Raw genomic sequence first — 12,470 nt, 5'->3', positions numbered from 1 at the left:
AAATCAGAACAATGAAAAAACTTATCTATATATCTTCATTTCTCATGCTTTTGGGAGCTGTGTCGTGTGACAGAAGCCTTGATGAGATCAATAAAGACCAGAGCAGGATCAATAAGCCGGTGGCAAGTTCCCTGCTGGTTCCTATCCAGTACAATATGGCCTCAGTAGGCTATAACAGGGCCAATGATTTTACATTCGACCTGATGCAGGTATCTCTGGATTTTCCCAACGAAGGAAACTCCCTGAGCCGTTACTATATCACCGAAAATACAGGCGCCGGATTCTGGAATAATTCTTACCGCTGGCTGAAGCAGGTAGATGACCTGAGAAGAGCCGCTGTTGAGGAAGGTGATAAAAACTACGAAGCCATTGCTTTGGTTCTGAATGCGTGGATCTATTCCAATCTTACAGACACCTATGGTGATGTTCCTTTCTCTGAAGCTTCCAAACTGGATGACGGGATTTTACAGCCTAAATTTGACAGACAAAAAGATATTTATGTACACCTGCTGGATGATCTGAAAACAGCCAATTCCCTTTTTATTACGAATAAAGTGCTTGCAGGGAATGACCTGTTTTATAAAGCGGAATCGGATGCGAACGGAATCACCAACTGGAAAAAATTCTGTAATTCGCTTTCTTTAAGACTGCTGACAAGGATCTTAAGTAAAAATGGTGAAGTGAATGTTTATGCAAGAATTCAGGAAATTATCAGTAATCCCACCGTATATCCTGTTTTTCAAAGTAATGCCGATGGTGCAAAGCTGGATATCACCGGAGTTTCCCCTCTGATGCCGCCTATCGCAAGACCCCAGGATTTTACCACCGGAAGGGCAGCCTCAGAATTTTTTGTAACGACATTGAAAGCCAACAACGATCCGCGTTTAGCCATGTTTTTCTCGCAGGCAAAAGATTTGAACAATGTCAATATAGGGTATAAAGGAGCACCTTCAGGATACGCTTTCGGAACCACTTTCGACTATCAGCCTTCAAACCTTAATCAGAATCTTGCCAAAGCACCTTTGAAAATTCTTGTCTATCCGTATGCTGAACTTCAGTTTATTCTTTCAGAGCTTGCTTTCAAAGGAATCATCCAGGGAAACGCACAGACGTATTACGAGAATGGAGTAAAAGCAGCCATTGAACAGTGGGGAGCGGTAATGCCGGCTAATTATTTCAGCAATGCCAACGTAGCTTATAAACCTGAAATGGAAAGAATCATGCTTCAGAAATATGTGGCACTTTTCTTTGTGGATCAGCAGCAGTGGTTTGAAAAAAGAAGAACCGGATTCCCCGTACTTCCCAATAATGGAGGTCTTCTGAACTGGAGTGCTATGCCAAGCAGGTTAATGTATCCACCCAATCCTAAGGTATTGAATACAGCCAATTACCAGGCTGCAGTTCAGCAGATGGGCGGCGATGATATCAATGTAAAAATGTGGTGGAATAAATAAGCTAAGAATTAATAAATAAAAAATTAAGAAAAGATATGAGTATCAGGATAAAACTTTTAATGCCTTGCGTATTGGTTTCGGCAATGGCGTTTGCACAGGATTCCGTTTCAGGATATGTGTTTGAAGATGGTAATAAGAACCAGAAAAAAGAAAACCGGGAAAAAGGAATTGAAGGCGTTTCAGTATCCAATGGAATCCAGGTGGTCCTTACCGATAAAAACGGGAGATACAGCCTGCCGGTTCAGGAAGATCAGACGATCTTTGTCATCAAGCCGTCAGGATACCAGACTGCTTTGAATGCTAATAATCTTCCGCAATTCTACTACCATCATAAGCCAAAAGGTTCGCCTTCTGATTTTAAATACAAAGGAACTGCACCAACAGGGGAGCTTCCGAAAGAACTGAATTTCCCGCTTTATAAAAAAGACGAAAGCAAAAACTTTGATATTCTTGTTTTCGGGGACCCGCAGCCTTACACGGAAAAAGAGCTTGATTATTTCAAAAGAGCGATAGTGAATGAAGTAAAAAGTACCAAGAAAAATGCAGTATTGGGAATCAGTTTGGGGGACTTGGTAGGGGATAATCTGAGTCTCCAAAAACCTTATGCCGATGTGATGAAAGAGATTGGACTTCCGTGGTATAATGTCATGGGAAATCATGATATGAATTACGATGCCAAAGAAGACCGTTTCTCAGATGAAACCTTTGAGTCCAATTTCGGTCCGGCCAATTATTCCTTCAATTATGGAAATGTACACTTTATTATTCTGGATGATATTCTGTATCCGGACCCGAGAGATGGTAAAGGTTACTGGGGCGGATTCCGTGAAGACCAGTTGAAATTTGTTGAAAACGATCTGAAACTGGTTGATAAAAACAAACTCATCGTTGTTTCTTTCCATATTCCTTTGGAACATAAGAACGAAGATAATTTCAGAAACTCAGACCGTCAGAAATTATTCGATTACCTGACTCCTTTTAAAAATGCTCTGATTTTATCGGCTCACACACACATCCAGCAACAGATTTTCTATGGAAAGCAAGCCGGCTGGAACGGTTCAAAAGACCTTCATGAATACAATGTGGGAACCACTTGCGGCGACTGGTGGTCAGGAACATCCGATGAGATAGGCCTGCCTACTTCAACCATGAGAGACGGAACTGCAAAAGGATACTCATTCATCAGTTTTAACGATAATCAATATAAGGTTAAATACAAAACAGCCGGAAAACCGGAAGATTATCAGATCAATTTATATGTTCCGAAAGTCATTCCTTTTCCTTCAAAAACTTCTGCGAAAATTCTGGCCAACTTCTTCATGGGAAGCAAAAAAGACAAGGTAGAATACAAAATTGACAACGGAAACTGGGAAGAAATGGAGTACGACGAATCAGTAGATCCGAATTTTGCCCTTTCCGTATTTAAATGGGATTCAACACAAACTTTGTTTCCAGGCAAAAGACCTTCCAATCCTGAACTATCAAAACATATATGGACTGTAGGTTTCACTAAGAAGCTGGCTTTAGGAAAACATACCCTTGAGGTGAGAGCTTATGATATGTACGGAAATCAGTTTACGGCTTCAGAAGAATTCGAGGTGCAGAATGCGGTTCTTATTCCATAGCTTTTTATTTTTTTTACTATACTTTCTATTCAGAAACCGGTTTCATAAGCCGGTTTTGTTTTTTGTAACTTGAGATGATCGTGCTGTAAACCACCCCGTCAAAAATTCTTTGAATTTTCGCCACCCCTCCACGGGAGGGGAATTTTGATCCGACGAATTTTTTGTCAGTATGATACCTCCGGTTCCTTAGAACTTAAGTGAACTTTTTATCCTTAAAGCATTAAACTTTAAAATAACTTAAGTGTTAAAAAAATTCCTTTTTGTAGTAAAAATGACAGGTTATTATTAAAATTCGGTTAAATCCGGATTCTATCGGTCCTTTAAAAATGTTCTTTCGTAAATTTGCAGTAACGAAACAATAGTATTATGAATATAAGCGGAAAAAATGCCATCGTAACCGGTGGCGGAAGAGGACTTGGAAAAGCAGTGGCCCTGGCTTTGGCCAATGAAGGAGTGCACGTTGCCATTACCGGCAGAAATGAGGAAAACCTTAAAATGACCGTGGAGGAGATCAAAAAGCTGGGAGTGAACTCAACCTATGCAGTTTTTTCTGTAGATAATGAAATTCAGGTAAAAGCCGGGATAGAATCTTTGGCAGAACAGTTGGGAGGGATTGATATTCTGATCAACAACGCAGGGATCGGGGATTTTGGAACTATCGAGGAAATGCCTTCTGAAACCTGGGAGCAGGTAATTAAAACCAACCTGTTCGGAGTTTACTACGCTGCAAAAGCAGCTTATCCGTTTATGAAAGCTAAAGGAGAAGGGGATATTGTCAATGTAGCTTCTACAGCAGGTTTGAAGGGAGGTCCTAATATGTCAGCCTATGCAGCATCCAAAGCGGCTGTAGTTTCCCTGTCGCAGTCTATGATGGCAGAATGGAGAAAGCAGAATATCCGTGTGATCACCTTAACACCAAGCACAATTGCCTCTGATTTAAGTATCCAGAGCGGGCTTACCGACGGAAATCCGGATAAGGTACTTCAGCCTGAAGATTTTGCAGAATGGGTAAGAGATATTTTAAAGATGAACAGAAGAGCACTGATTGCGAACGGTTCTATTTTCTCTACGAATCCATAGGTGTTGCGGGTTACGTGTTATGGGATTCGTGATGCGGGACATTGAACATAGTAATTAAAATCGTAAACATATTCAATAGGAGCGGGCTTTAGCCCGCTTTTTTAATGGGTATAAATCCACCAGGCTTTAGCCAAAATAAAAATTTCTCACCCGTTGCTAAGTGTAACGCCTTCGCGATCTTAAAGATGTAAAGCATATTAAAAAACTTTGCATCCTTGCGATTAAAATAAAAATAATTATCCTCAAAATTATAATACTCATATCACTTCAATTTTTTTAACAATAATAACATCCTTATTTTTGCACCAAATTACTTACTACATGCAAAATTATTTAGAATTCAATTTCAAGATTTCTCCATTGCAGCCATGGAATGAGATTCTGATGGCAGAGCTTATTGAAATAGGCTTTGACAGCTTTACCGAAGAAATTGACGGAATTTTAGGATATATTCAGAAAGAGCTGTTTAAAGAAGAAAATCTGAAGGCTCTTCCTATTTTTGAAAACGAGAATGTCCAGATCAGCTATACTTTCGAGGAAATGCCGAACATCAACTGGAATGAAGAATGGGAAAAGAACTTTTCACCTATCAATATTGATGATAAAGTACTGATCCGTGCCGAATTCCATGAATCTGTACCAGGGATGCATGAAATTATCATTCAGCCGAAAATGTCTTTCGGGACAGGCCATCATCCTACCACCCACCTGATGATCCAGCAGATGATGGATATTGATTTTAAAGGTAAAAAAGTACTGGATATGGGTTGTGGAACTTCGGTTCTGGCAATTTATGCCAAACAGATAGGGGCAGGAGATACAAAAGCGATTGATATTGATGAATGGTCTGTGGAAAATTCAAAAGAAAATGCAGCAAGAAACAATGTTGAGCTTGATATTGAACTGGGAACCGCAGAAAATTTAGGAAGCGAAAACTTCGATATTATTCTGGCCAATATCAACAGAAATATCCTGATCTCTGATATTCCAACCTATGTTTCTGTAATGAATGAAGGAGGAAAGCTGCTGTTGTCCGGTCTTTGCTTCTTTGATGTGGATGATATTCTGGAAGTTTGTAAGGAAAGCGGTCTGGAGCTTAAAAAGAAACTGCAGCGTGAAGAGTGGGTAAGCCTGCTGCTGGAAAAATAATGAAGCAAAATAGTATTATGAAATCTTTACTAACGGCTCTGTTTCTGATGATGCTGCAATTTTTTCCGCGCAGGAAGAAAACATGAATTACCCGGATGGAGTTTTTGGCTTTGGAGAGAATAAGCCGCAGAAAATATTTACAGACTGGACAAGGGTAAGAAAGGAACCGGATGTAAAGTCACAGGTTACTGACTCGTTGCAGACCAATCAGCAGGTAATGATCCTTAAAAAAGAGGAAACGGTTCTGAGGTTGGGGGAAAGAGGAGCCAACTGGTATAAAGTATCTTATCAGAAAGGCGACCAGGTTTCGGAAGGTTATGTCTGGGGTGGCAACCTTTGTGTGGGCTACCGAAATAAGAACGGGTACGATTTTCTTTTCGGATTGTCTAAAACCGTAGACCGGAAAAATAAAGAATATAATGAAACCGTAAAGCAGAACATTGCCGGGATAAAAGTCATCGAAGGAACCGCATTGATTGATGAAGTGTACTTTGATACCGGGAAAGGAGAGGAGCTGAGCTATGGCACATTTACCATTGAAAGCGGTCACAAACTGCAGAATGTGGAATTGACCCTTAAAGCGATGGTTTCCGGGGAAGCCTGCGGAATTGCAAGCTATACTCAGTATGTTCTTTTTAAAGACAAAAAACTGGTGGTCCTGCCACAGCTGATGAATGTAGGAGATGCCGATGTATACTACCATTCCGAAGAATTTGTATTTCCTAACGATAAAGGAGGAATTCCCAATGCATTTGTCTTTAAAACCGAAGAAATGGAAAGGGATGATAAAGACAGGGAAAAGAAAAACGATCTTCCAAAACCTATCTTTGGGACGGAAACTCTTATAAGCTTAAATAAATTCAGGTTGAAAAATAAAAAAACCGCTGTAGAGATTACAGCGGTTTTTTGTTGCTTTTTTGATGATGTTAAATCCGGTTAAAATGCTTCTGAAAGGCCTGTTTATGATCAGGATCATGAAATATTTCAATAATATGGATGAAATTAGTTTATTGTTTATGACTTATTGTCGTTAGAATATTGAGGTTTATTATGAAAAAGAATTTTTTTGACAGCTTCTCGGATTGGGCGGCTTGTTTTGCCGGAAGTCCGGGAGCATTTATCGGAGCCAGCGTGCTCGTGATTATCTGGGCCGCAACAGGACCGTTATTTAAATTTTCTGAAGTATGGCAGATGGTGATCAATACAGGGACTACCATTGTAACGTTTCTAATGGTATTCTTAATTCAGAAAGCGCAAAATAAGGATTCAAAAGCAATTCAGATCAAGCTTAACGAACTTATTGCCGCTCACGAAAATGCCAGCAACCGTATTGTGGACATTGAAGACTTAACCGAAGAAGAGCTTGATGAACTGCACAAATTCTATGAAAGAATAGGAAAACTTCCTAAAAAAGCTGCCGGATCTGTAGAAGCCCGCTCTATTGACAGCCATACTGAAACTTCTTGATAAGATTTTCATTTTTTTGATATCCTTCCCGGGGTGTAATAAAATAGGGATTGTGTGGTAGGCATTGTGATGTGCGTCATAAATACTTTGCGGTCATTTTATTTAGTTTTGTCATTATTAAAGAGATTATACGATTTCATTTAAAAAACTATTATAATTTTGATATTTAGCGAAGAAATATTGTCCTCACTGGGGGCTGATGTATTATACTATAAAATTAATGAAACCATATTTTCTGAAGGGCAGCTGCCCAATTACTATTACCAGATTTTCAAAGGTGCTGTCAAATTAACCAAAGACCGGGAAAACGGAACGGAATCTATATTCGGTGTTTTCTTTAACGGACAGTGTTTTGGAGAAACTTTTCTTTTTGCCGATAAAAATTACCCTTTCAATGCCGTTGCCATGGAAGACGGCGTTATTTTGAGAGTTCCCGGGGAAAGGTTTATAGAATTTATAACTAAAAAACCTGAATTCCTGCTGCGCCTTTACAGGTTCAATGCAGAAAGGATGTACTTCAGGTACGCGATGCTTAATTGCTTGTCCATTAACGATTCTATGTTAAGGATCAAGGAATTGTTTACCATACTGAAAGAACTTCATTCCGTAAAAGGGGTTTTCTCCTATCAGATTCCCTTTACCAGGCAGCAGCTTTCCTCTCTGGCAGCTTTACGGCTTGAAACAGTGATCCGGACTGTTAAAAAAATGGAGAAAAATAACATCGTGCAAATAAGAAACGGTAAGATCTTTTACTAAGCAGAGTATTACCAGATGAAAAATCAATAGAAAATTTTCCTGTTTTCTATCCGGAGTTCTTCCTGCTTTTCCAGATTTTTTATCGTTCTGATCACGGTTTCCACCCGCAGGCCGGTGATCGAGGCAATTTGCTGTCTTGTAAGCGGTATTTCAAAAGAATATTTGCTTTGGTCGGCGCTAAAACTTTTATAATAATCAAAAGCTCCCTTTATCCTTATGCTGGCATGGATTGACGAATTGTTCTGAAGCATAATGAATTTGAAATACAGCCTTTCCGATAAAAATTTATTGATATCGCGGGATATTCCGGGATGATCATCAAGCATTCTTGTAAAATCTTTTTTCGGAAGTTTCAGGATACTGCACTGCTCAAGTACTATAGCATTAACAGGATATTTCTTATCGATAAAAAGCAGGAGTTCGCATACGCTCAGCCCGGAATTCAGAATGGCCAGAATAAGCTCTTTTCCGTCCTCATTGTAATGGTTGAGTTTTATTCTTCCTTTAATGATCTGGTAATAGCTTTTAGGAGTTTCGTTTTCCTTAAAAATAATATCACCAGGATAAAATGTCTCAATTTCTGCTCCGTATGAAAGTAAAAGTTCGTTAGGTATTAACATTGGGGTCTTTATTCTAATAGGAACAAGGTAGGCATTTATTTTCAGTAAAACAGTTCAGTAAGCATAATTAACTTTTTTATCAATAATACATCCTTTATGATCCTGCTCATAATATATGGCAAAATTTAATGATAGATTTGATAAATAATTTGATATGAATAATCAATCCAATCAATAAAATACTTTTTTAGACCCCATATATTCCAAGGGCTTTTCTACTGGGAAAAGCCCTTCTTGTTTTAAGTAAATCTGCAGTTATTTAATGTAATTTTGAATTTAATAAATTTCAATATATGGTGTATTATTTTATATTGTGTTTGTTTATTTTTATTTATTATTGAAAATTTTAAACCTTATTTAACGTTAAATTATTAATAATGGGTGTGATATTTGCATTCTAAATTATATTAATCCTATAAAATATTCACTAATTCCGCTATTACTTGTGAAAATTTTATACTAAATAATTCACAACTAAAAATAAAATATTATGGAAATCAGTGAAACCGTTTTATATTCTGCAGGTGCAGATATAAAAAAGTATAGGGCAACAGAACTTATTTTTAATGAGGGCGAAACGTCCCATTATTATTATCAGATTATAACAGGAGACGTAAAATTAAATAATTATGACTCTGAAGGCAAAGAATTTATACACAATATTCTTTCCGATGGAGAAAGTTTCGGGGAATCCATTCTTTTTATCGATCAGGCTTATCCCATGAATGCGGAAGCTATGACAGAATGTAGCATTATCAGGCTTTGTAAATCGGCTTTCTTTGAACTGATGGCGAAACTTCCCCAGCTGTATCTTGAAATGTGCAAGTCCCTTTCCCAGCGTCTGTACTATAAATTTATTATGATGCAGAATATTTCCTTCCAGAATTCAGCGGCGAGGCTTACCGGCCTGATGGACTATTTAAAAGGCTCTCACAAAGACCGGAAACCCTATTCTTTTATGGTCCCGTTTACCAGGCAGCAGATGGCCAGCCTGACCGGACTTTGTGTGGAAACAACGATCAGAACCATTAAGACAATGGAAAAACAGCAAATTGTGCAGATCAAAGACCGTAAAATTTACTATTGATTGTAGAGCACTGGTTTTTTAATACAAGCAATTCCTATTCTTTATTGATCCAGGCCGAGATATATTCCCTGTTCATCCTGGCAATATTATCCAGGGATATATGTTTTGGGCACTCCACTTCACAGGCTCCGATGACAGAACAGTTTCCGAATCCTTCCTCATCCATTGCTTTCACCATATTAAGGACGCGTCTTTTTGCCTCAACTCTTCCCTGAGGGAGTAGTGCGAAATGCGAGACCTTTGCACCTACAAATAACATAGCGGCTCCATTGGGGCAGCAGGCAACGCAGGCACCACAGCTGATGCAGGCGGCGGCATCCATGGCTTTGTCGGCGTCAGCCTTGGGAACTGCGACCGCATTGGCGTCCAGGGTACTCCCTGATGTATTGACGGATATAAACCCGCCGGCAGCCATAATTCTGTCGAAAGCGCTCCTGTCTGTTATAAGATCCTTGATCACCGGAAAAGCAATGCTTCGCCATGGCTCTATAACGATAGTTTCATGATCTTTAAACATTCTCATATGCAGCTGGCAGGTGGTTATTCCTGTATCCGGCCCATGAGCTCTTCCGTTGATGTACAGTGAGCACATTCCGCAGATTCCCTCGCGGCAGTCATGGTCGAAAGCCACAGGCTCCTGATTGTTTTCAATAAGTTTTTCATTAAGAATATCAAGCATTTCAAGAAATGAAGCATCTGTAGAAATGTCAGACACCTTGTAGATTTCGAATTTGCCTTTGGTTTTGCTGTTTTTTTGCCTCCAGATCTTCAGAGTCAGGTTCAGGCTTCTTTTTGTGGCCATATCTTATTTTTTAGGAATTATGCCTTTAATGAAGGTTATGGATTGCCTTTCATGGTTCCGTCATTGAGCTGAAGGCTGCAGCCGTCAGTCAAAAGGTGTACTTTGAGATTTTCAGCATAGATGGGATCTCCCTTTTCTGCAAAATCTTTATTCGTCTGTTTCAGTTCCTGAGCGTTGATAATCACTGCCATTCCGGATCCTTTGCAGGTTGCCTGCTCGCCGTTTTCAATAAGTAATGCGGTATCTTCTCCAAGACCTACACCCAAATGATCCGGATGCAGAATGGATGCATGTGCCAGCCTGCCGAATCTGCCTCTGTGGACAAAATGGGTATCTATAATACAGTTTTTAATAAAACCTAATCCGGCGCCCAGCTCAATATCATGATCTAAGATCGCTTCCCCGTTTAAAGCTTCACAAATAATAATTTTCCCCATACACATGGCTCCTGCGCTGGTTCCTGCAATGGTAAAATCTTCTTCATGGGTATATTTTTCCTTTAGCAGGTCAGTAATAGCCGATTGTCTGAGCTCTTCGCATATTCTGTTCTGATCGCCACCTGTAAAGAAAACTGCTTTTGCATTTGAAATTCTTTTAAAATGATAATCACTGTGGATGTATTCATCGCAGATGTGAAGGAAATCAAAATTGGTATACCCCAGCCTGGTAAATGTCTTTTGATAGATTTCTTTCATGCTCTCGGGCTCCGAGCTTGCAGTGGTGATCACTTCAATACGGTCATCGTTTGATTTTACCAGAAGTTTAAGAATCTCATGAGGTATAAAATCACTATTGGCATCTTTTATTTCTACTTTCGTGTCCTTCCGGTCTTCTTTACCGCCTATAATTAGTAATCTTCCTTTTGATGTCATAAATTTTAACTTTTAATATTTCAATTATTTATTGTAATCAGGCCACTTCACCATTCATTAAATTAATAGTGCATCCGTTGATTAAGATGCGGCCTTTAAGATTTTTTACATAGACTGAACTTTCATTGCTTTCTTTTTTTACATTTCTGGCATTAATGACCATGATGGTTCCTGTGCCCCTGCAGGATGCGAACCATCCTTTTTCAATAATCAGTGCAGTGTCTGAACTCAGTCCCAGCCCTAAAAATTCACGGTGCTGAATGACGGTAGAGGCCAGTTTTTCAAATCTTGTTTTATGCACAAATTGCGAGTCAACAATACAATGGGTAAGAAATCCTAATCCAGGGATCATTCCGCTGCTGCTGTCTTCCCTGCCAACCAGCATTATTCCCGGAATACAGAGGGCACCCAGGCTCATTCCTGCAATCGTAAAACCACTGTCAAACATATATTTTCTGTATAAAAAACGGATGATGCCTGATCTTTTCAAAATATCATAGGTTCTGGACTGGTCTCCGACGAAAAATATGGTTTTGGCTTTGGAAAGTCTTTTAAGGTAATAGTCTTCATCCGGCAGATTCAGATCATGGATGTGTAGAAAATCGAAATTACTGAATCCTGTTTTTGTAAGTGCATCACGGCATTCTTTCTTAAAACTGTCTGAACGCGCATCTGATACAATAATCTCAATACGGTCATCTTTTTCTTTAGCCAAACAATGCAGTATATCCGGGGATAATAGCGGATAACCAGTTTTCTGGGGTGTAATATCAAGATGAGATGTGCATTTTGTATTGCCGATAATCAATAACCTGCCTTCTGGAATCATGGTAAATTTTTTTATTAATATGGGATCTGTCAGCTTTTATAAGCATCATCATTCAAACCGGGGATTGTATTAACTGGGAATTGAAATACTGTTGAAAGCTTTCCTATCTCTTCCCGATTAATGTGTTTTATTATTCGGTTTATAAAAATGAAAAATGAAGTGTTAAAACGGATGGTGCTTTAGCTTATTCCAAACTTAGAGAATAATGATCTGCATGTTTTATGATGTGAATCACAATGCAGAATATTTTTCTATTTCATTATAAATGATTCTTTCCATAAGAACATGAATTTTATTCTTTTCATTGGTGATTTAATAAAGAATAACGTATGGAAATTAGTTTTAAATTGTAAAATATTTAATGATAAATGGTATTAAATATTTATTTTCTGATAAAAAGCACATGTTATGACATAGGTCATAAAGGTTCTGTGTATTAAGGCTATACCTTTGAACTACACCATAAATTTAATATTATGAAACCAGTTACCTCACCAGACTTTTTTACAGGTCGCCTTTTTATGAGTCCTAAACGTGGAGATCATCTACGGCTCATCCGGAATACTGACGATGCAGGATTCTGAGCCTGAACTCCAGTAAATATTCGGATTCAAAAATGTATTCAGATTAAGGAATACAAAGGACATATCTTATCGACAAAAGGAACAGCCGGAAAATTTATTACATCACTTTGATGATGGGTAGTTGTATACTGATGTATGAAATGAT

General features: G+C 38.7%; 12 protein-coding genes. 8 read left to right on the top strand and 4 right to left on the bottom strand.

Annotated features, from left to right (window positions below):
• Positions 1-11 precede the first annotated feature (11 nt).
• From N4G44_RS21105 to N4G44_RS21075, 7 genes are all read left to right on the top strand, one after another.
• Positions 12-1,454 carry a SusD/RagB family nutrient-binding outer membrane lipoprotein gene (locus N4G44_RS21105; RefSeq protein WP_474929782.1) on the top strand — a complete coding sequence of 481 codons (1,443 nt, stop codon included), beginning with the start codon at positions 12-14 and terminating at the stop codon, positions 1,452-1,454.
• A 59-nt stretch (positions 1,455-1,513) separates the two neighbouring features.
• Entirely contained in the window at positions 1,514-3,079 is a 1,566-nt protein-coding gene (locus N4G44_RS21100) for a calcineurin-like phosphoesterase C-terminal domain-containing protein (RefSeq protein WP_474930115.1), read from the top strand.
• A gap of 366 nt (positions 3,080-3,445) precedes the next feature.
• Complete coding sequence (locus tag N4G44_RS21095; protein WP_040996513.1) at positions 3,446-4,159, top strand: 3-ketoacyl-ACP reductase; 714 nt, start codon at positions 3,446-3,448, stop codon at positions 4,157-4,159.
• Between the two features lie 321 nt (positions 4,160-4,480).
• Complete coding sequence (prmA, locus tag N4G44_RS21090; RefSeq protein ID WP_474929781.1) at positions 4,481-5,308, top strand: 50S ribosomal protein L11 methyltransferase; 828 nt, start codon at positions 4,481-4,483, stop codon at positions 5,306-5,308.
• Positions 5,309-5,390: 82 nt separating this feature from the next.
• Positions 5,391-6,248: an SH3 domain-containing protein gene (locus N4G44_RS21085; protein WP_474929779.1), complete on the top strand. Its 858-nt coding sequence runs from the start codon at positions 5,391-5,393 to the stop codon at positions 6,246-6,248.
• 110 nt (positions 6,249-6,358) lie between these two features.
• On the top strand, positions 6,359-6,775 hold the full coding sequence (locus N4G44_RS21080; RefSeq protein WP_474929777.1) for a low affinity iron permease family protein: 417 nt from the start codon (positions 6,359-6,361) through the stop codon (positions 6,773-6,775).
• Positions 6,776-6,934: 159 nt separating this feature from the next.
• On the top strand, positions 6,935-7,531 hold the full coding sequence (locus N4G44_RS21075) for a Crp/Fnr family transcriptional regulator (RefSeq protein ID WP_474929775.1): 597 nt from the start codon (positions 6,935-6,937) through the stop codon (positions 7,529-7,531).
• A 23-nt stretch (positions 7,532-7,554) separates the two neighbouring features.
• On the opposite strand, the gene N4G44_RS21070 is transcribed toward N4G44_RS21075, so the two are convergent.
• Positions 7,555-8,151 (bottom strand): Crp/Fnr family transcriptional regulator, encoded by a 597-nt coding sequence (locus N4G44_RS21070; protein ID WP_474929773.1) that lies wholly within the window; start codon positions 8,149-8,151, stop codon positions 7,555-7,557.
• 490 nt (positions 8,152-8,641) lie between these two features.
• Here N4G44_RS21070 and N4G44_RS21065 point away from each other — a divergent pair, with 490 nt between their 5' ends.
• The gene (locus N4G44_RS21065) at positions 8,642-9,238 is read left to right on the top strand and encodes a Crp/Fnr family transcriptional regulator (RefSeq protein WP_474929771.1); all 597 of its coding nucleotides are present in this window, start codon (positions 8,642-8,644) and stop codon (positions 9,236-9,238) included.
• Positions 9,239-9,272: 34 nt separating this feature from the next.
• Here N4G44_RS21065 and N4G44_RS21060 read toward each other — a convergent pair whose 3' ends face one another.
• The 3 genes from N4G44_RS21060 to N4G44_RS21050 are packed head-to-tail and all read right to left on the bottom strand — an operon-like array spanning position 9,273 to position 11,741.
• On the bottom strand, positions 9,273-10,040 hold the full coding sequence (locus N4G44_RS21060) for a succinate dehydrogenase/fumarate reductase iron-sulfur subunit (RefSeq protein ID WP_474929769.1): 768 nt from the start codon (positions 10,038-10,040) through the stop codon (positions 9,273-9,275).
• Between the two features lie 35 nt (positions 10,041-10,075).
• Positions 10,076-10,912, bottom strand: a complete 837-nt coding sequence (locus N4G44_RS21055) for a cyanophycinase (protein WP_474929767.1) — start codon at positions 10,910-10,912, stop codon at positions 10,076-10,078.
• 37 nt (positions 10,913-10,949) lie between these two features.
• Positions 10,950-11,741 (bottom strand): cyanophycinase, encoded by a 792-nt coding sequence (locus tag N4G44_RS21050; RefSeq protein ID WP_474929766.1) that lies wholly within the window; start codon positions 11,739-11,741, stop codon positions 10,950-10,952.
• Positions 11,742-12,470: the final 729 nt, after the last annotated feature.

It is taken from the genome of Chryseobacterium sp. GTID13 (assembly GCF_056172655.1).
This window is presented reverse-complemented; position numbering and strand designations above follow the sequence as displayed.

Coding starts and splice junctions, on each gene's coding strand:
- N4G44_RS21080 (WP_474929777.1), top strand. CDS start 6,359: ATGAAAAAGAATTTTTTTGACAGCTTCTCGGATTGGGCGGCTTGTTTT.
- N4G44_RS21050 (WP_474929766.1), bottom strand. CDS start 11,741: ATGATTCCAGAAGGCAGGTTATTGATTATCGGCAATACAAAATGCACA.
- prmA (WP_474929781.1), top strand. CDS start 4,481: ATGCAAAATTATTTAGAATTCAATTTCAAGATTTCTCCATTGCAGCCA.
- N4G44_RS21100 (WP_474930115.1), top strand. CDS start 1,514: ATGCCTTGCGTATTGGTTTCGGCAATGGCGTTTGCACAGGATTCCGTT.
- N4G44_RS21095 (WP_040996513.1), top strand. CDS start 3,446: ATGAATATAAGCGGAAAAAATGCCATCGTAACCGGTGGCGGAAGAGGA.
- N4G44_RS21060 (WP_474929769.1), bottom strand. CDS start 10,040: ATGGCCACAAAAAGAAGCCTGAACCTGACTCTGAAGATCTGGAGGCAA.
- N4G44_RS21065 (WP_474929771.1), top strand. CDS start 8,642: ATGGAAATCAGTGAAACCGTTTTATATTCTGCAGGTGCAGATATAAAA.
- N4G44_RS21085 (WP_474929779.1), top strand. CDS start 5,391: ATGAATTACCCGGATGGAGTTTTTGGCTTTGGAGAGAATAAGCCGCAG.
- N4G44_RS21070 (WP_474929773.1), bottom strand. CDS start 8,151: ATGTTAATACCTAACGAACTTTTACTTTCATACGGAGCAGAAATTGAG.
- N4G44_RS21105 (WP_474929782.1), top strand. CDS start 12: ATGAAAAAACTTATCTATATATCTTCATTTCTCATGCTTTTGGGAGCT.
- N4G44_RS21055 (WP_474929767.1), bottom strand. CDS start 10,912: ATGACATCAAAAGGAAGATTACTAATTATAGGCGGTAAAGAAGACCGG.